This is a genomic window from Stenotrophomonas maltophilia complex sp. Om-AH-Sm3 (genome assembly GCF_059337855.1).
Map to the genome: position 1 here is coordinate 125,092 of NZ_JBYBLQ010000004.1, position 17,472 is coordinate 142,563.

The window sequence follows — 17,472 nt, forward strand, 5'->3', positions numbered from 1 at the left end:
CTCTCTCTCCCACACGCCAACCGAAGCCCGGCCTCGCGCCGGGCTTCACTTTTATGGGCCCTGTGGCGCCACAATGCGGCATGGGCGACCCTTCCTCCCTCGCAGGTACCGGCACGGCCTACCAGGAGCATCTGGCGCCTGCGCCGCTGCGCGGCCACTTTGGCCAGCTGTGGCAGAGCCAGCTTCCTGCCGATGCCGATGGGCACATCACTGTATTGCCCGATGGCTGCGTGGACATCCTCTGGCGCGACGGTGCGCTGTTCGTCGTCGGCCCGGACCGCGTGGCCGCGCACCCGGCGCTGGCACCCGGTGCACAGGTGCTGGGCGCACGCTTCCGTCCCGGCCAGGCATTGGCCGCGCTGGGCCTGCCCCTGGCCGGGATCATCGGCCAGGCCGTGCCACTGGCTGATCTGAAGGGCATGTGGGCGAAGAAGGCTGCGGCCTCCATCGGCGACACCCCGCCTGCGCTGCGCCTGCAGCGGATGGCGCACTGCCTGCAGCAGCATATGGGTGCGTCCGCGCTCGATACTTCGGCGCAGCGTGCACATGTCCTGTTCCGGGCGCTCGCCGCGGGTGACGCCACGCTGGATACGCTGGCGGCGCACTTGAGCCTGAGCCCGCGCAGCCTGCGACGTTTCAGCCAGTTGCAGTTCGGCTACGGCGCCAAGACGCTGGAGCGGATCCTGCGCCTGCAACGCTTTCTGCGCCACAGCCGTGCGCTGCCGCAGCACTCGCTGGCGATGCTGGCCGCAGAGGCCGGCTATGCCGACCAGGCCCATCTCAGCCGCGAGGCGCGCGAGCTTGCCAGCATGACCGCACGCGAACTGCGCCTCGAATGGGGCCAATGATGGCCGTTTCGTTCAAGACCGCGGTGCCGCGCTGATTGAAGCTGGGCTCCCACCCAGGAGCTACGCCATGAGCCGTGCCGCTACTCACGATGCCGAACGCCGCATCGACAACATCGAATTCAACGTCGCCGACATTGCCCGCAGCAAACGCTTCTACGGCGAGGTGTTCGGCTGGCATTTCACCGACTACGGCGCGGCCTACACCGAGTTCGACGACGGCCGTCTGAAAGGTGGCTTCGTGGCCGACGCGCCGGTGCGTGCCCACGGGGGGCCGCTGGTGATCCTCTACTGCGCGGACCTGGCCGATGCACAGCAACGCGTGATCACTGCCGGTGGCGAGGTGGTGCTGGCGGTGTTCGCCTTCCCCGGTGGCCGCCGCTTCCAGTTCCGCGATCTGGATGGCTACGAGCTGGCGGTCTGGAGTGACGCGACCTGAACCTGCTGATACCCGCCGCGGAGCATGCATACTGGGCCGAGCCAGGAGTATGCATGCTGATCCCCATTTCCGCGTATGTGCAGCAGGCCGACGGCAATACCGTGCAGGTGGTGGTGCTGGACGCAGACGCGCGTGCGGCGTTGCAGGCACTCGGCGTGGCGGGGCAGGCGGCGACATTGTGCGCCGAAGTGGGCGACGACATCGGCAAAGCCCGCTTGTTCGCTGCCCTGCGTGACCGGGGCGTAGCGTTCTTGGCCGGTCGCGAATGGAGCCCGGCCGAGGTGTTTGCCTGGCTTCGCGACCGCGGTCTGCTCGAAGGTCCGTATCTGCGCATCGCCTGGACCGACCCACGGCAGTACGTTGTCTGCATCGACCCGTGATGCGTCCAGGCCGATACGGCCCTAGCGGACTGGCTTGCGATACGCCTCCGACAGCGTGGCCTTGTACTGCGACAGCGGTTGCAGCCCCATGGCCTGGCGCCGTGCGTCTAGCCCGTCCATGTCTTCGGTGGGCCGCAGCTCCATCGTGCCGTCGCCGGCGGTGGTGAACTGGCTGCCGTAACGCTGCGGCTTGCCCTGCGCGAGCAGTACGCGATCGGTCAGCAACGCCAGATCGGGAAGATCGGCCTCGCCGGCCTTCGCCGCATGTTCGATCAGCGGCAGTACCTGTGCCTGGAACGCGGGATCGTGATCGGCGTGCTGGACGATCAGCCAGGCCGCCTTGGCCCCGTCATGGCCGACCCGCGAATAGGTCGGCCAGCCCTTGTCGGCAATCATGGTCTTCAACCAATCGGCATTGGCCTGGGCCACCGGTGCTACGCCCTTGAACGCATTGCCACCCCCCGCGTCGATGGCCACATGCTGGGCGGCCTGGTCACGTGCGGCGCGCTCCAGCAGCTCTTTGCGCAACGGGGCGTCCAGTTGCGCGAGGCGTTGCTGCTCGGCGGCTTCCACGCGCCGCTGCATGTCCGGCCACGCCGGATCGGCGCGCAGGGCGTTCAGGCCCGGCCGATCCTTGTGCAGCAGATCATCGAACGACAGGCGCCCGCGGGGCAGCAGTTGGTTCACGTAGTCCATTGCCTGGCTGCGGTCGCCGGCAGCGGCCGTGCATTCCACCAGCAGCAGCTCGCCGCCGTCGGGGAAGCGGCCACCACGCTGCAACAGCTCGCCGAGCAGCCGCGCGCATGCGCTGAAGTCATCGGCGCCGTAGCGATCGAGGGCGGTGAAGAAGGGATCCTCGGCAGCGGCGTGCGCGCCAAGCGGTGTGCCCAGCGCCAGAGCGAGGGCCACGGTTGTGGCGGATGCGCGCAGCCACTGCATCGATGTATGGGACATCAGCGTCTTCCTCCGTGAAGTGCAGGGATGGCCACGTGCTGCCGGCCTCATGGCGCAGGCTAGCAGCGTCATGGCGCTGTCTCAAACGCACGCGGTATCCGCCGCAACCTGAGAACCGCTCCGTCGCCGATCAGGAGCTTCGGCTATGATCGCCCCCACATCGCCGCACGCGAAGCGCCCGCCTCAAGCCCGCAGGAATACCGTGAACACCCAGCCCGCCCAGATCACCGCCCTCAACCACACGCTCGACAACGAGCCGCAGCAGATCACCGCGCCGCTCACCCATTCGGCGGCGTTCCTGGTGCTGAAGGTGAAGGACGACGAGGCGTCGATCGCCAAGGCGCGCGAGGTGCTGGCCAGTACCGACGATCTGATCAAGAACACCGCCATCCGCGAGATCGAGCGCACCTTCACCTGCAACGTGGCCATCGGCCATCGCGTGTGGCAGCCGCTGGTAGGGTCCACGCCGCCACGCGAGCTGAAGCCGTTCCGCGAGATCAAGGGCGCGACCCACACCGCCGTGTCCACGCCCGGTGACCTGCTGTACCACATCCGCGCACGTACCATGGACCTGATCGTGGCGTTCGAGCGCAACCTGCTGATGGCCTTCGGTGATGCGGTCGAAGCGGTCGATGACGTGGCCGGCTTCCGCTACTTCGATGGCCGCGACCTGCTCGACTTCGTCGATGGCACCGCCAACCCGGAAGGACTGTCGCTGCCGGAAGCCACCATTGTTGGCGATGAAGACCCGGAGCATGCCGGTGGCAGCTACGTGGTGGTGCAGAAGTACCTGCACAACCTCGATGCCTGGCGCGCGCAGAAGACCGAGGCGCAGGAGGCGATCATCGGCCGCACCAAGCACGACAACATCGAGCTGGATGATGCGCCGGCCGATGCGCAGAAATCGCACAAGACGCTGTGCACCATCGAAGACGCTGACGGCGAGCACGAGATCCTGCGTGACAACATGCCGTTCGCCAACCCGGGCCGTGGCGAGTACGGGACCTACTTCATCGGCTACACGCGCCGCCTGTGGGTGATCGAGAAGATGCTCGAGCGCATGTTCATCGGCAATCCCGCGCCGCTGCACGACCGCATCCTCGATTTCTCCACCGCCACCACCGGCGTGACCTTCTTCGCGCCCTCGCGCAAGGTGCTGGCCGACCTGGGCGAGTGATCGCGCCGGGCCGACCGCCATCTGCCTGTCATCTATGACGCCGACCATGGCGCGCTGGATGGGCGCGCAGGAGGCAGGCGATTGTCATGGCAGGGAACAGGACAGGCCTACGCCGCTGGTGGCGGCGTCTGGCTGCGGTGTTCGGCGCACTGGCACTGGGGAGTGCCGCGGCGTCCGCGCAGGAAGCCCCTGCGCACTGGATGGCCTACGCCGCCGCCGTGGGTGGCCAGCTGCAGCAGCGCCTGCAGCAGGAACAGGACCCGCAGGCGCAGCGCGTGCTGCAGTGGCTGCAGGCCCACTCGGACACGCCGACGCCGCTGCCGGTGAGCGTGTGGATCGCGGCGGATGGCCGTATTTCGAAACTGGAATTCGACAGCCTGGGTGACGCCCAGGTCGACGCCGACCTGCGCGCGACGCTGCAGGCCGGCCCGCTGCAGGCGGGACCGCCGGCGGACATGCGCCAGCCGCTGCGGCTGGGTTTGGCCCTGACCCCGTAGATCCACGCCATGCGTGGATGGCGCGCCGATTGCCCGCAACAGCCACGCATGGCGTGGCTCTACTGCGTTGCCACCTGCGGCTCGCGCGCGGCCGCGCTCCATGCGCGCAGGCCGAACACGGCCAGACCGAGGAAGAACACGTACAGCGCGGCGGTCACGTGCAGCGACTTGAACAGGTAGGCGCCCACGTAGACCACGTCCACGGCGATCCATACCCACCAGCAGGCGACGTGGCGGCGTGCCTGCCACCACTGGCCGACCAGGCTCAGCGCGGTCAGCATCGCGTCCAGCCACGGCAGTGCGGCATCGGTGAAGCTGTGCATGGCCGCACCCAGCGCCACGCCACCGCACAGGCCGATGGCCAGGTCGCGCAGCAGCTTGCCGCGCGCCAGCGGCACGATGCGGATGCTGCCTTCATCGGCGGCGTGCTGGCGCCAGTTGAGCCAGCCATAGACCAGGAAGCCGCCGAAGGCGACCTGCAGCAGGGTGTCCGAATACAGCTTGGCCTCGGCGAACACCAGGCCATACAGCGTGACCGACAGCAGGCCCACCGGCCATGCAGACAGCCGGCGCCGGGCCATCAGCCAGACGCCGAGGACGCTGCACAGCGCGGCGGTCCACTCGAGCACGACGCCGTTCACAGCGCGAACGTCACCGACAGGCGCGCCTGTCGCGGTGCGCCGGGGAACAGGTAGTAGTCACCGCCGCTGCTGCCGGTATCGCGCCAGTAGAAACGGTTGAACACGTTGTCCACCGACAGGTTCCAGGTCACGGCGCGCTCGTGCAGCCGGTGCTGGAAACGCAGGCCGGCATCGAACACCGAGTAATCCGGCGCGCGTACGGCGCCGTCGGCGCGTGCCACGTTGGCACCGGCATAGCGCCACCCGCCAGTGACATCCAGGCCCTGCACGAACGGCAGCGCATAGGCCACGTGCACGCTGGCACGCACCTTCGGCACGTTCACCAGCTGATGACCCTCATAGGCCGGCGTGCCGGTGTCGCGCGCGCGCGCCTGCAGCACGCTGGCGCTGGCCACGACCTGCAGCGCATCGGTCAGCTGGCCGTTGGCGGTCAGCTCCAGGCCGGTGTGGGTCTGGGTGCCTTCCTCGACGAAGGTGTAGCCCACGTCGCTGTTGTCCGGCTTGGCGTACTGGTACGGCTGCGAAATGCGGAACACCGCCGCGCCCAGGGTCAGCGCTTCGACCGGCACGTACTTCAGGCCCACTTCCAGCTGCCGCGACTGCACCGACGGCAGGAAGGTGTCGGCGTTGCTGGTCCAGAACGGCGCTTCCTGGCCCAGCGAAATGCCGCGCACGTAACTGGCGTAGGCGTTGAGCTGGTCGGTGGCTTTCCACACCACCGCGGTCTGTGGCAGGAAGCGCGACAGGCGGCTGTGCCGCTGCGGGGTGCCGCGCTTGTCGTAGGCCCGCTCATCCAGGCGGACGAAGCGGCCACCGGCCAGCCACTGCCAGTCGTCACCGAAGCTGATCCGGTCCAGCACGAAGAACGCGGTCTGGCGGCTGTCCAGGCGACGTGCGGACGGGCCCGGCATCTTCGGCGACGGCGCGAACACCGGCACCGGTGCGTCGTGGATGTTGCTGGTGCCAACGTACTCGTTGACGCTCGGGCGCCTGTCCACGGTGCGGCGGAAGTAGTCGGCCCCGAGGGTCAGCTGGTGGCCGACGCTGCCGGTCTCGAAGCGGCCACGCAGTTCGGCACGAGCCTGCTGGTTGCGGCGCGTGTCGTCCGGACTGCGGTAGTCGTAGATGTCATAGTCGCCGTTGGGCGCGAAGTAGTTGCCCGGCACGCTGCCGTCGGCACATTGCGCGGCGTAGTAGCAGCCGTAGGCGAAGGCGACGTTGTCATCGATCACCGAACGGCTGTGGCCCACCGATACACGTGATTGCCAAGCGTCGTTGAAGTCGTAGGTATGCAGCGCGGTGATGTTGGTGCTCGCGATATCCACCGGCCGCTGCCACGGCTGGTAGCCGAGCAGATGCTCGCGGTCGACGCCGCGCGGCAGGTCACGCGCGCCCAGCAGCTGGTAGCCGGACACCGAGCGCTGCGAGCTGGTCTGGTAGTTGGCATCCACTTCCAGCTTGCCGCGTTCGCCGATCAGCCAGTCGGCGGCCAGCGAGTAGAAGTTGCGGCGGCCATCGGCGTGCTCGACGTAGGAATTGCTGGAATCCCATGCGGCGTTCAGGCGCAGGCCGAAGCGCGGGGTGATCCAGTGGCCGACATCGACGGCGACGTAGCGCGAGCCTTCCGAATCGGTGCCGAGCGTGGCGGTGCGCACTTCGGCCGGGCGCTTGCCGATGTAGTTGATGATTCCGCCCGGCGCCATCACGCCTGCCGCCAGGCCGGCTTCACCCTTGAGGATCTCCACCGACTGCACGTTCTCCAGCGCCAGGCGTTGCTCGCCGGCGATGGACAGCCCATTGAAGCGGTAGCCGGTGGCGGCGTCCAGGGCGAAGCCGCGGATGGCGACGTTCTGGTAGTAGCCCACCGGCGCGTAGGCATCACCCAGCGAGGCATCATTGCTGGCCAGCTCGGACAGCGAACGTAGCTGGCGGCGGTCGAGATAGTCGCGCTCGAGCACATTCACCGAAGCCGGCGTGTCCTTCCACGAACCGCCACCGAAGGCGTTCACGCGCGAGGTATCGGCCTTCGGTTTGCCGGCCTGCACGCGCACCGCTGCCAGTTCGGTCGGCGAGCGTTCGGCGCCGATGGCGGCCGCATCGGTGGTGGCCTCGGCCTCGCTGGCATGTAGCGGCAGCGCGGCACAGAGGGCGAGGGAGAGCAGGGTGGGGCGCAGGCAGCGGTTCATTCGGTTCGTCTTCGGCCAACAAGGGAGACGAAGCGACGGCGCGCAGGTGCACCGGCCCAGGATGGGGGTGTGGCTGCGGCTCAAAGCTCCCTACGCCGGTGCAAACCGGATCAGGTTCCAAGGGACTCTCTCAGCCTGGCAGATCCAGGCACCCCCGCTTCAGGTGACCATTTCACTACAAATGGTACGGATTTGCGAGCGCCACCCAGGGTCAGATCCCCTTCCTGCGGAAAGGGATCTGACCCCAACGCTGCGTCAACCGGATCACGCGGCGGCGTGCAGGGCCTGCAGCAGTGCCTGCCCCGGGGCGGTATGGAACCACGCCGGATGGCCGAGCATGAAGGGCTGCCACGCCACATCGGCATTGGCGGTCGAGCCGGTGACGCCCTCGAAATACTCCACTTCGGACAGTGCGAAGTCGAAATGCACCATCGGCAGCAGGTCGGCCAGCAGGTGCACGCGTGCCGCCGACAGCGGCAGCACCTGGCGGTAGCCATCGAGCAGCGCCAGCGCGATATCGATGCGCACTGCCTCCATGCCGCGCGCCAGTTCCAGCCATGCCACGGCGTTGCGCTCGATTGCGGTGGCGAGGTCGAACAGTGCGCTGGTGGGCGAGGTCAGGCCGAAATCCAGCACGGTGCTGACCTGCCCGTCGCGCCACAGCAGGTTGGAGACATGCCAGTCGTTGTGCGCCCACAGCCGTGGTTCGTCGTGCAGGCGCTCGGCCAGTCCCGTGTGCCACGGCAGCACGTCACGCCGCAGCTGCGTTTCCCACGGAATGCGCGCGAGATAGCGGGCCAGGCCGGGGCGCTCGTGCAGCCCTGCCTTGATTGCGGCAATCGGATCGTCGGCGCGGATCAGGTCGTCGCGCGCCACCAGCAGATGGGTGCTGCGCTGGGGCGCGTGGTAGCTGGCGGCGGCGCGGTGCAGCTGTGCGAGTGCGCGTCCGGCTTCGCGGGCCTGCGCGACATCGGTCAGCAGCGACCACGACACCGCGTCGCGGTACAGGTCGTCGCCTACGCCGACGTCGTGCAGTTCAAACGTCCATTCGCCGTGTTCGACCGCGGTGTGGCCATCGGTTGCCGCCAGCACCTGCACCACCGGCACGCCGGCAGCGGCGAGATGGGCGATGAAGCGGTGCTCTTCCTCCAGGCAGGCCGCGTTGCGCACGCTGTGGTGATGGCGCTTGATGAACACTGCGCCGCGCGTGCCATCGACGATGGCGGCAGCCGACAGTGGCCGCGGGCTGTGCCAGCGTGGCTGGCTGCCGCTGTCCAGCTGCGGGTAGCGCTGGCGCAGCCATGCGATGTCCGCCGCGCTGATCGGTGGCCAGTCGGCAGCCACCTCGTCGTTGTTGAGGCCCTGCACACGGTGGGAGGAAGACGTCATGCCGCGGCCCGAGAGGGGAAAGTCACATCCAAGGCTGCGCATTCAACGCCATGCGCGCGGCCAACGCAAACGGGCGGGTCATCGACCCGCCCGTCTCTGCCATCGGCAGGGGTACCGCCGCCGTGCCGCTTACCAGCCGCGATGGCGACCGCGGTCGTGGTAGTAGCGGTTGTCGTAGTAACGCTCGCGCTGCCAGCGGCGGTCGTCGCCACGGTCGTAGTAACCGCTGCGGTAGTAACCACGATCGTAGCGGCGGTCGTAGCGGTTGTCGTAGTAACGATTGTCGTAATAACGACGGTCGCGGCGGTCGGAGGTGGTCAGATTGCCGATCGCGCCGCCGGCCACGGCACCACCGACGGTGGCGGCAGGATCACCGTTGGAGAGCAGGTTGCCGGCCACGCCACCGACCACGGCGCCGACCAGGGTGCGCTTGTCCTTCCTCGACATCGCGCTGGCATCGCTGACCACGGCGACACCGGCCACCAGTGCCAGCGCCATCGCCAGACCACGGAAGCTGAGTGTGGAAGTACTGAGCATGATTCGTTCTCCTGTGAGGTGCATGCCACGCTGGGCAGGGAGGGCGCGGGGCGCCCCGGCTGCCGTGATGTCCACGCTGGCGTTCCAACATTGCCGGAACATTGCCTGGTGTATCGAGCGGCTTGCGCATTCATCTAGCGGCAGGTGGCATGAAGCAAGGCTGAAAGTGGCCTCGGCCGCTCAGCTGGCAGAAAGGGAAAAGGCCACGCGGGCGTGGCCCCTCCCTTCTCTGCCAAGGCGTTGGCATGTCAGACGCCCGTCGCCTTCCGGGCCTGCCGCGCCTGCTCCTGCGGGGTCTCCTGCTGCGGCTGCAGCACGTCAGGTGCGCCCTGCACCGCACCGCTGCTGAGCGCCAGGCTCTGCTCGCTGGCGGCCCGCGTCTCCACGGTGACGCGGCCGGCGGCCGGACATGAGCCGGTCGATTCCTTCGACCTCGCATTGTTGCCGGTGCGATTATGTGAATCGCGTCTCAAATTTTCCCGTCACGCAGATAGTCGAACAATTCGGCATCGCCCTTCAGCCCCAGCTTGAGCATCGCATCGCCCTTCTGCCGGCTGATGGTGCTGACGCTCTTGTGCAGCAGCAGCGAGATCTCCTTCACTGTCATGCCGGTGCCGAGCAGGCGCAGCACCTCCACCTCGCGCGGGGACAGCGGCTTGCCGTCACCCTCGCGCATGCGCCAGCTGCCGGCTGCCTCGACCCGCTCGCGCAGGCTGCGGCTGATATAGGGCTGGCCGCGGTAGACCGCCTGGATCGCCTGCGGCAGCTCGTCCATCGACGAACTCTTGTCGACCAGGCCGAGCACACCACTGTCGAGCACCATGCGCAGGATCGCCAGGTTGCTGGAAACGCTGAGCATCAGCACCGGCAGGTCCGGGTGGCGGCGCCGGATCATGCCGATCATGGCGAAGCCATCGGCCTGCAGGCTGCCCGGCATGGAGTAGTCGGTGACCAGCAGGTCACAGGGCTGGCTGGCGAGCAGGGTCATCAGCGCCTGCGCGCTGTCGGCCTCGCCGACCACGCGGCCGACGCCGCTCGACTCGATGACGGCGCGGGTACCGATACGGACCACGGGGTGATCGTCTGCGATGATGATGCGCAAGCTCATGCTCTAGTATGGCCATCGGGCACGCCGGACCGCGACCATCGCGGTCCCTGGCAGGATTCTAGGAGATCGACGCAGATGCGTAGGTGGGCTGTTCGCGGGCTGCTCCTGCTGCTGGCGGTGCTGGCGCTGCCCGTGGCCCAGGCACAGCCGGCCCCTGGCCTGCTGCCGCTCAGCCCGTTGCAGCGCGAATACCTGGTGGCGCATCCGACCATCGTTGTCGGGCAGTATGACAGCGGCTGGCCGCCCTTCGAGTCCCTCCGTGATGGCGAGCAGGTCGGGCTGGGACCGGACTACCTGTCGCATCTTGCTCGCCAGCTCGGTGTGAAGGTCGAGGCGCGCCGCTATCCGGACTGGACATCCGTGCTGGATGCGGCATGTCGTGGCGAGATCGACGTGGTGATGAATGTCGGCCTCAGTGCCGACCGCACCCGCTGCATGGTCTATACCGCCGCCTACAGTGAGGCGCCACTCGCACTGGTGGGCCGGCCCGATGACCTGCGTGCCTCCGACATGCCGGACCTGGATGGGCTGAGGGTGGTGATCGAACAGGACTTCCTGACCGGTCCGCAGGTGCGCGCCCGATTCCCGCGTGCCCGCCAGCTTGTCGCAAACGACACGTTGAGCGCATTGCAGATGGTCAGAGACGACAAAGCGGACGTCTACATCGGCAATGCCTTCGTCGCCACCGAGCTGATTGCCAGCCGGCGCCTGCAGGGCGTGGCGCTGTTGCGGCCGAGCGACCTGCCCCCTGAACGGTTGCACTTCGGCATTCCCAACAGCAAGCAACCCCTGGCCGAAGCCCTGGACCTGGCGCTGGCCGCGACCAGCCAGGCCCAGCGCGATGCCCTCGCACAACGCTGGTTGTCACCGCCGCACTGGTCGGCATCGGCGCAGCTGGCGCTGAGCCAGGCCGAGAAGCGTGTGCTGGAGAAGCCGCTGATGATCGGTTTCGCGCCGAATGCCGCGCCCCTGTCGTTCACCGGCGAGGATGGCCGGCCCAGTGGCCTGGCCAGCGAGTACCTGCAGCGCCTGATGCAGGCCGGCGCCAACCTGAAGGTCGAGAACAGCCACGACTGGTACGAGGTGCGTGAGAAGGCCCGCCGCGGTGAACTGCAGGCCGTGATGGGCATACCCGTTGATTCGCGCTACCTGGGCCCGGACTGGGTGTTCAGCCAGCCCTTCATCAGCGTGCCGAACGTGATTGTGGTCAGGAGCGATGGTGAGTCGCTGCTGGGCCTGGCCGACCTGCAGGGCAAGCGCGTGCTGCTGTCCGACCCGGAGCGCGTGCGTGGCTATGTGCAGCAGCAGGCGCCGCAGGCCCGGATCATTGCTGCGCGGAGTGCCGAGCAGGCGCTGCAGCGCCTGCTCGAGGGTGAAGCCGATGCCTATGTCGGCAACCTTGCCGTGGTCGATCACCTGCTGCGCAGCCGTTTCCCGGGGCGGATGCAGGTAGCGGCTCCGGCCGGTTTCAACGACCAGCTGGCGCTGGCAGTGGATCGCCGCCATGCGGCCCTGGCCACGACCTTCGATCGCCTGCTGCTGCAGATGACCCCACGCAAGCGCGAGGCGCTGCGCAGCGACTGGCTGGCGGTGGAGTACCGCAATGGGGTCGACTGGAGCAATCTGCTGCGGTGGGGCGTGCCGGTGCTGATGGTGCTGTTGACCGCGCTGCTGGTGCATGGCGTGGGCCATTGGCGGCTGCGCCGTGAGGTGGCAGGACGCCGCCAGCTGGAGCAGCGACTGGCCGAGGTGACCGACAACCTGCCGGCGGTGGTCTACCAGGCCCGTCGCGATGCCGATGGCATGCTGAGCTTCCCGTTCATCGCCGGCGACCTGCCTGCGTTGTTCGGCATCACCCGGCAGCAGGCCGAACAGGATGCGAGGGTGTTGCTGGAACGCGTCGAGCAGGAGGACCGCGCGCGCATCCTGCATTCCATCGAGCAGGCCGCGCACCAGTTCGCGCCGTTGATCCTGGAGTTCCGCCTGCGCAGCGACGGGGAAGGCGTGCGCTGGGTGCGCAGCCAGGCCCATCCCTACGCCGCCGAAGAAGGCGCGGTGATCTGGAGCGGGTACTGGGTGGATGTAAGCGAAGCCCGGATGCAGGCCGATGCACTGGCGGCGGCGAAGGCGGACGCCGAGCAGGCCGCTGAGGCCAAATCGCGTTTCCTGGCCACGATGAGCCACGAGATCCGTACGCCGATGAGCGGCGTGCTGGGCATGCTGGAGGTGCTGGCGCACTCACCGCTGGACAGCGAGCAGCAGCGCATCCTCGGCGTGATCGAGGATTCGGCGCAGATGCTGCGGCAGATCCTCGACGACATCCTCGATTACTCGCGGCTGGAAGCGGGTGCACTGCGCCTGGAGCCGGTGCCGCAACCGCTGCGGCCCCTGCTGGAAAGCGTGTGCCGGTTGATGTCGGCGCAGGCCAGTGCACGCGGGCTGGAGCTGCACGTGCAGATCGACCCTCAGCTGGCGGCAGCGCACGAAGTGGATGGCGTGCGCCTGCGCCAGATCGTGTTCAACCTGCTCAGCAATGCCATCAAGTTCACTGCACGCGGCGAAGTGCGGCTGCAGCTGGAGGTACTGGGCCCGACCGCCGAAGACGGCAGCCAGCCGCTGTGCCTGAGCGTCACCGACACCGGCACCGGGATCGCACCGGAACAGCTGCGGCACCTGTTTGCGCCGTTCACCCAGGCCGGTGCCTACATCCAGCGCGACCATGGTGGTACCGGCCTCGGCCTGAGCATCTGCCAGCGCCTGGTGCAGATGATGGGCGGCGAGCTGGAGTTGCACAGCACGCTGGGCGAGGGCACCCGCGCCGAGGTGCGACTGGCGCTGGTGGAGGCAGGCAGGGGTGACGTTGAAGCGCTGGTTGCGGAGCAGGAGCAGGCGGCGCTGCTGCCGCCGGCGCTGCGCGAGGCACGCGTGCTGGTGATCGAGGATCACCCGACCAACCAGGCGATGATGGCGTGGCGGCTGCAGCAGCTGGGCGTACCCCATGTGCTGCTGGGCGATGGCCAGCAGGCACTGGACCGCTTGTCATCGGAGGCCTTCGATCTGGTCATTACCGACTGCCGCATGCCGGTACTCGACGGCTTCGGTTTCACCCGCCTGCTGCGCGAGCGCGAGGGCCGTACCGGCCAGCCGCGGCTGACGGTGCTGGCGCTGACCGCCAGCGTGCTGGACGACGATGCGCGCCGCTGCCGCGAGGCCGGCATGGACGGGGTGCTGGCCAAGCCGCTGTCGCTGGCCACGCTGCGCACCGCGCTGCTGCGCTGGCTGCCGCAGGCACAGGGCCAGTCGTTCGATGCGCCCGTGCAGGAGACTGTCGCCGACGACGCTGAAGTGCTGCCTGATCTGGCCACCCTGCAGCAGCGCTATGGCTCGCGCGCCGTGGCCGAGCAGCTGCGCGACAGCCTGCTGCAGGCCAGTGAAAGTGATCTGGCGGCGGTGCAGCGCGCCGTGCGGGCCGGTGACCGCGAGACTGCGGCGCTCCACCTGCATCGCCAGGCGGGCGGTCTGGGGGCGATCGGGGCAAGCGCACTGGCCGGGCAGGCCAACGCGCTGGTCGAGCGGCTGCAGGATGCGACCGAGGCCGATCCGGCACCGGTGTTCGCCGCTGTAACGGCGTTCGTGGAGCGCCTGCAGCACCAGCTGCAGCGACTGGGTCACTGAGCCGACTGCTGTTGCAGGTAGGCGATCACCAGCGCGCGGCGTTCGGCGCTGGGAAAGGCGTTGTACATGCGCGTGCCGGGCACCACGTGGGTGGGCGACTGCAGGAACGCGTCCAGGGTCTGCGCGCTCCAGGTGATGTCGGCGCGGCGCATGCCGTCGGAATAGCCGTAATCGGGCAGGCTGCCGGCGCGACGGCCGATCACGCCGTGCAGGTTGGGGCCGAAGCGGTGGATGCCGCCAGGCTGCACGGTGTGGCAGCCTGCGCACAGTTCGAACGCGCGCTGCATGGCCTGCTGCCGGGCCTGTTCAGGCGTGGCCGGCGCCGCAGGCGGGCGCTGGCAGGCCGTGGCAAGCAGGGCCACGGCAACGGTGGTGAGCAGGCGGGAGGCACGCATGGGCGGGCAGGATAGCGGTGCGGTGGAGCGGCCGGGCTGCGACACGTGGTCGCAGCCCGGGGCGATCACATGCCCGAGTAGTTCGGGCCGCCGCCGCCCTGCGGGGTCACCCAGACGATGTTCTGGGTCGGGTCCTTGATGTCGCAGGTCTTGCAGTGCACGCAGTTCTGCGCGTTGATCTGCAGGCGCGCGTTGTCGGCGTCGCCGACGAACTCGTACACGCCGGCCGGGCAGTAACGGGCTTCGGGACCGGCGTACTCGGCCAGATTCACCTTCACCGGAATGCTCGGATCCTTCAGCGTCAGGTGGCTGGGCTGGTTCTCGTCGTGGTTGGTGCTGCTCAGGAACACCGAGCTGAGACGATCGAAGGTCAGCACGCCATCGGGCTTGGGGTAGGCGATGCGGGTGTGCTGCGACGCCGGCTCCAGGCAGGCGTGGTCCGGCTGGGTGCGGTGCAGGGTCCACGGCGGGTTGCGCACGCCCAGCTTGGGCAGCAGCCACTGCTCCACGCCGGTCATCAGCGTGGCAACGGTCTGGCCCTTCTTGAACCACTGCTTGAAGTTCTTGGCCTGCTGCAGTTCGGTGAACAGCCAGCTGGCTTCGAACGCCTTCGGGTAGGCGCTCAGTTCATCGTGCTGGCGATCGGCGGCCAGCGCGTCGAACGCGGCGTCGGCGCACAGCATGCCGGTCTTGATCGCGGCATGGCTGCCCTTGATGCGGCTGGCGTTGAGGTAGCCGGCCTCGCAGCCGACCAGCGCGCCCCCGGGGAACACCGTCTTCGGAAGCGACAGCAGGCCGCCGGCGGTGATCGCACGGGCGCCGTAACCGATGCGGGTGCCGCCCTCCAGGTGCTTGCGGATGGAGGGATGGGTCTTGAAACGCTGGAACTCCTCGAACGGGCTCAGCCACGGGTTCTTGTAGTCCAGGCCGACCACGTAACCAATGGCGACCTTGCCGCCGTCGGCGTGGTACAGGAACGCGCCGCCGTAGGTGTCGCTGTCCAGCGGCCAGCCAGCCGCATGCACCACCAGGCCCGGCTCATGCCTGGCCGGGTCGATCTGCCACAGCTCCTTGATGCCGATGCCGTAGGCCTGCGGGTCCTTGCCTTCGTCCAGTTTGTAGCGGGCGATCAGCTGGCGGCCGAGGTGGCCGCGCGCACCTTCGGCGAAGATCGTGTACTTGGCGTGCAGCGCCATCCCACGCTCGAAGGCCGGACCGATGCTGCCGTCCTTCTCGATGCCCATGTCGCCGGTGGCCACGCCGATCACCTCGCCGTTGTCGCCGTACAGCACTTCTGCAGCGGCGAAGCCCGGGAAGATCGCAACCTCCAGCGCCTCGGCCTGCTGCGCCAGCCAGCGGGTCACTTCGCCCAGGCTGATGATGTAGTTGCCTTCGTTGTGGAAGCACTCCGGCAGCAGCGCGTTGGGGGTGCTGCGCGCGCCGGTCTCGCTGAGGAACAGGAATTCGTCGCGGGTCACCTTCTGCTTCAGCGGTGCGCCGCGCTCGGCCCAGTCCGGGAACAGCTCGGTCAGCGCGCGCGGATCCATCACCGTGCCGGACAGCACGTGCGCGCCCGGCTCGGAACCCTTCTCCAGCACGCATACCGACAGCTCGCGGCCGGCTTCGATCGCGCGCTGGCGCAGCCGGATCGCGGTGGCCAGGCCGGCGGGGCCGGCACCGACGATCACCACGTCGAATTCCATTACTTCACGCGGGGGCAGGGCGTTGGCTTCAGCGCTCATCGATTGCATGACTCGTGGGTAGGGCCGGCATCGGGGCCACCGGCGGTGCCTGGGAATCGCGCGTGCGGCCACGGGCGAAACGGTTGTTTGAATGTGTCAGGGTACCGGTACGCGCGTGATCGAGCTAGATCAGCGATGTTCACACCACGATTGCTGCATTGCAGCGTAGTGCTGCAGCTCTGGTGGGTGCCGACCTTGGTCGGCACGCTCTGCCCGGATGACCGACAATGGCCGGGTCCTGACTGCGCGTGAGTGCCATGGCTTTGCATCCGTACGATCTGTTCGATGTCCGTTCCCTGCTCAACGAGGAAGAGCGCGCAGTGCAGGAGAGCGTCGCCCGCTTCACCAACGAGCGCGTGCTGCCGATCATCGGCGATGCTTTCGACCAGGCCCGCTTCCCCGACGAACTGGTGCCGGAGATCGCCTCGTTGGGCCTGCTGGGCGCGACCCTGCCGACCGAGTACGGCGGCGGTGGTCTCGGCGCGGTCAGCTATGGCCTGATCTGCCAGGAGCTGGAGCGCGGCGATTCGGGCCTGCGCAGCTTCGTTTCGGTGCAGAGCTCGCTGTGCATGTATCCCATCTACGCGTACGGCAGCGAGGAACAGCGCCAGCAGTGGCTGCCGGCGATGGCACGCGGCGAACTGATCGGCTGCTTCGGCCTGACCGAGGCGCACGGTGGGTCCGACCCGGCCAGCATGAAGACCCGCGCGGTGCGCGACGGCAGCGACTGGCGCATCAGCGGCAGCAAGATGTGGATCACCAGCGGCCCGGTGGCCGACCTGGCCATCGTCTGGGCACAGACCGAGGACGGCATCCAGGGCTTCGTGCTGGAAAAGGGCATGGCCGGCTTCACGACGCAGGAGATCAAGCACAAGATGAGCCTGCGCGCGTCGCTGACCGGCGCGCTGTTCTTCGACGACGTGCGCGTACCCGACAGCCATCGCCTGCCGAACGTGAAGGGCCTGAAGGGGCCGCTGGGCTGCCTGACCCAGGCCCGTTACGGCATCAGCTGGGGGCCGATCGGTGCGGCGATTGCCTGCCTGGATGAAGCGCTGGGCTATGCCAAGGAGCGTGTGCTGTTTGGTCGTCCGCTGGCGGCCACGCAGAGCGCGCAGATCAAGCTGGCCGAGATGGCCCGCCGCATCACCACCGCGCAGTTGCTGGCGCTGCAGCTGGGCCGGCTGAAGGAAGCCGGCCAGCTGCAACCGCAGCAGGTCAGCCTGGCCAAATGGAACAACTGCCGCATGGCGATCGACATCGCCCGCGAGTGTCGCGATCTGCTGGGTGGGGCTGGGATCACCACCGAGCACGTGGCGATCCGACACGCGCTGAACCTGGAATCGGTGATCACCTACGAGGGCACCGAGACCGTGCACCAGCTGGTGATCGGCCGCGAACTGACCGGCATCAACGCGTTCTGAGTGCACCGGTAGTGCCGGCCGCTGGCCAGCGCGAAGTGGTAGTGCCGGCCGCTGGCCGGCATTGCCCAGCAGCGTATTCGCAGGCG

General features: G+C 68.2%; 16 protein-coding genes and 1 riboswitch. Of the genes, 7 read left to right on the forward strand and 9 right to left on the reverse strand.

Annotated features, from left to right (window positions below):
* The first annotated feature begins 80 nt into the window (after nt 1–80).
* From AC10QF_RS06895 to AC10QF_RS06905, 3 genes are all read left to right on the forward strand, one after another.
* The gene (locus AC10QF_RS06895) at nt 81–848 is read left to right on the forward strand and encodes a helix-turn-helix transcriptional regulator (protein ID WP_111096356.1); all 768 of its coding nucleotides are present in this window, start codon (nt 81–83) and stop codon (nt 846–848) included.
* A gap of 67 nt (nt 849–915) precedes the next feature.
* Complete coding sequence (locus AC10QF_RS06900) at nt 916–1,284, forward strand: VOC family protein (RefSeq protein WP_111096357.1); 369 nt, start codon at nt 916–918, stop codon at nt 1,282–1,284.
* 53 nt (nt 1,285–1,337) lie between these two features.
* Entirely contained in the window at nt 1,338–1,664 is a 327-nt protein-coding gene (locus AC10QF_RS06905; RefSeq protein WP_099496090.1) for a hypothetical protein, read from the forward strand.
* A gap of 21 nt (nt 1,665–1,685) precedes the next feature.
* Here AC10QF_RS06905 and AC10QF_RS06910 read toward each other — a convergent pair whose 3' ends face one another.
* Nucleotides 1,686–2,618 (reverse strand): DUF6624 domain-containing protein, encoded by a 933-nt coding sequence (locus AC10QF_RS06910; protein WP_111096358.1) that lies wholly within the window; start codon nt 2,616–2,618, stop codon nt 1,686–1,688.
* Between the two features lie 202 nt (nt 2,619–2,820).
* Here AC10QF_RS06910 and AC10QF_RS06915 point away from each other — a divergent pair, with 202 nt between their 5' ends.
* Together AC10QF_RS06915 and AC10QF_RS06920 are read left to right on the forward strand one after the other, a co-directional pair.
* Nucleotides 2,821–3,795: a Dyp-type peroxidase gene (locus tag AC10QF_RS06915; protein WP_049416589.1), complete on the forward strand. Its 975-nt coding sequence runs from the start codon at nt 2,821–2,823 to the stop codon at nt 3,793–3,795.
* An 80-nt stretch (nt 3,796–3,875) separates the two neighbouring features.
* On the forward strand, nt 3,876–4,292 hold the full coding sequence (locus AC10QF_RS06920; RefSeq protein ID WP_111096359.1) for a hypothetical protein: 417 nt from the start codon (nt 3,876–3,878) through the stop codon (nt 4,290–4,292).
* Between the two features lie 59 nt (nt 4,293–4,351).
* Here AC10QF_RS06920 and pnuC read toward each other — a convergent pair whose 3' ends face one another.
* The 6 genes from pnuC to AC10QF_RS06950 form a co-directional block, all read right to left on the reverse strand.
* Nucleotides 4,352–4,921, reverse strand: coding sequence for a nicotinamide riboside transporter PnuC (gene pnuC / locus AC10QF_RS06925; RefSeq protein ID WP_111096370.1), 570 nt, complete (start codon nt 4,919–4,921; stop codon nt 4,352–4,354).
* Nucleotides 4,922–4,929: 8 nt separating this feature from the next.
* Nucleotides 4,930–7,119, reverse strand: a complete 2,190-nt coding sequence (locus AC10QF_RS06930; RefSeq protein ID WP_111096360.1) for a TonB-dependent receptor — start codon at nt 7,117–7,119, stop codon at nt 4,930–4,932.
* Between the two features lie 70 nt (nt 7,120–7,189).
* A riboswitch (TPP riboswitch) is annotated at nt 7,190–7,285 on the reverse strand.
* Nucleotides 7,286–7,383: 98 nt separating this feature from the next.
* The gene (locus AC10QF_RS06935) at nt 7,384–8,508 is read right to left on the reverse strand and encodes a phosphotransferase enzyme family protein (protein WP_494541972.1); all 1,125 of its coding nucleotides are present in this window, start codon (nt 8,506–8,508) and stop codon (nt 7,384–7,386) included.
* Nucleotides 8,509–8,637: 129 nt separating this feature from the next.
* The gene (locus tag AC10QF_RS06940; protein ID WP_049416597.1) at nt 8,638–9,045 is read right to left on the reverse strand and encodes a glycine zipper 2TM domain-containing protein; all 408 of its coding nucleotides are present in this window, start codon (nt 9,043–9,045) and stop codon (nt 8,638–8,640) included.
* A gap of 248 nt (nt 9,046–9,293) precedes the next feature.
* The gene (locus AC10QF_RS06945) at nt 9,294–9,431 is read right to left on the reverse strand and encodes a hypothetical protein (RefSeq protein ID WP_181452446.1); all 138 of its coding nucleotides are present in this window, start codon (nt 9,429–9,431) and stop codon (nt 9,294–9,296) included.
* A gap of 83 nt (nt 9,432–9,514) precedes the next feature.
* The gene (locus AC10QF_RS06950) at nt 9,515–10,153 is read right to left on the reverse strand and encodes a response regulator (protein ID WP_049416600.1); all 639 of its coding nucleotides are present in this window, start codon (nt 10,151–10,153) and stop codon (nt 9,515–9,517) included.
* Nucleotides 10,154–10,228: 75 nt separating this feature from the next.
* Between AC10QF_RS06950 and AC10QF_RS06955 the strand changes: the two genes are divergently transcribed.
* On the forward strand, nt 10,229–13,828 hold the full coding sequence (locus AC10QF_RS06955) for an ATP-binding protein (RefSeq protein ID WP_111096362.1): 3,600 nt from the start codon (nt 10,229–10,231) through the stop codon (nt 13,826–13,828).
* Here the strand turns inward: AC10QF_RS06955 and AC10QF_RS06960 are convergent.
* Both AC10QF_RS06960 and AC10QF_RS06965 read right to left on the reverse strand, forming a co-directional pair.
* Complete coding sequence (locus tag AC10QF_RS06960; protein ID WP_053497753.1) at nt 13,822–14,223, reverse strand: c-type cytochrome; 402 nt, start codon at nt 14,221–14,223, stop codon at nt 13,822–13,824. The two genes, AC10QF_RS06955 and AC10QF_RS06960, sit on opposite strands and share 7 nt — an antisense overlap.
* 65 nt (nt 14,224–14,288) lie before the next feature.
* Nucleotides 14,289–15,965: an electron transfer flavoprotein-ubiquinone oxidoreductase gene (locus AC10QF_RS06965; protein WP_494541973.1), complete on the reverse strand. Its 1,677-nt coding sequence runs from the start codon at nt 15,963–15,965 to the stop codon at nt 14,289–14,291.
* A 257-nt stretch (nt 15,966–16,222) separates the two neighbouring features.
* Here AC10QF_RS06965 and AC10QF_RS06970 point away from each other — a divergent pair, with 257 nt between their 5' ends.
* Nucleotides 16,223–17,386 (forward strand): acyl-CoA dehydrogenase family protein, encoded by a 1,164-nt coding sequence (locus tag AC10QF_RS06970; protein ID WP_024956299.1) that lies wholly within the window; start codon nt 16,223–16,225, stop codon nt 17,384–17,386.
* Nucleotides 17,387–17,472: the final 86 nt, after the last annotated feature.

What these genes read in the sequence shown, in the direction of transcription:
- AC10QF_RS06895 (WP_111096356.1), top strand. Translation starts at nt 81, where the DNA reads ATGGGCGACCCTTCCTCCCTCGCAGGTACCGGCACGGCCTACCAGGAG.
- AC10QF_RS06900 (WP_111096357.1), top strand. Translation starts at nt 916, where the DNA reads ATGAGCCGTGCCGCTACTCACGATGCCGAACGCCGCATCGACAACATC.
- AC10QF_RS06905 (WP_099496090.1), top strand. Translation starts at nt 1,338, where the DNA reads ATGCTGATCCCCATTTCCGCGTATGTGCAGCAGGCCGACGGCAATACC.
- AC10QF_RS06910 (WP_111096358.1), bottom strand. Translation starts at nt 2,618, where the DNA reads ATGTCCCATACATCGATGCAGTGGCTGCGCGCATCCGCCACAACCGTG.
- AC10QF_RS06930 (WP_111096360.1), bottom strand. Translation starts at nt 7,119, where the DNA reads ATGAACCGCTGCCTGCGCCCCACCCTGCTCTCCCTCGCCCTCTGTGCC.
- AC10QF_RS06935 (WP_494541972.1), bottom strand. Translation starts at nt 8,508, where the DNA reads ATGACGTCTTCCTCCCACCGTGTGCAGGGCCTCAACAACGACGAGGTG.
- AC10QF_RS06940 (WP_049416597.1), bottom strand. Translation starts at nt 9,045, where the DNA reads ATGCTCAGTACTTCCACACTCAGCTTCCGTGGTCTGGCGATGGCGCTG.
- AC10QF_RS06950 (WP_049416600.1), bottom strand. Translation starts at nt 10,153, where the DNA reads ATGAGCTTGCGCATCATCATCGCAGACGATCACCCCGTGGTCCGTATC.
- AC10QF_RS06955 (WP_111096362.1), top strand. Translation starts at nt 10,229, where the DNA reads ATGCGTAGGTGGGCTGTTCGCGGGCTGCTCCTGCTGCTGGCGGTGCTG.
- AC10QF_RS06960 (WP_053497753.1), bottom strand. Translation starts at nt 14,223, where the DNA reads ATGCGTGCCTCCCGCCTGCTCACCACCGTTGCCGTGGCCCTGCTTGCC.
- AC10QF_RS06965 (WP_494541973.1), bottom strand. Translation starts at nt 15,965, where the DNA reads ATGAGCGCTGAAGCCAACGCCCTGCCCCCGCGTGAAGTAATGGAATTC.
- AC10QF_RS06970 (WP_024956299.1), top strand. Translation starts at nt 16,223, where the DNA reads ATGGCTTTGCATCCGTACGATCTGTTCGATGTCCGTTCCCTGCTCAAC.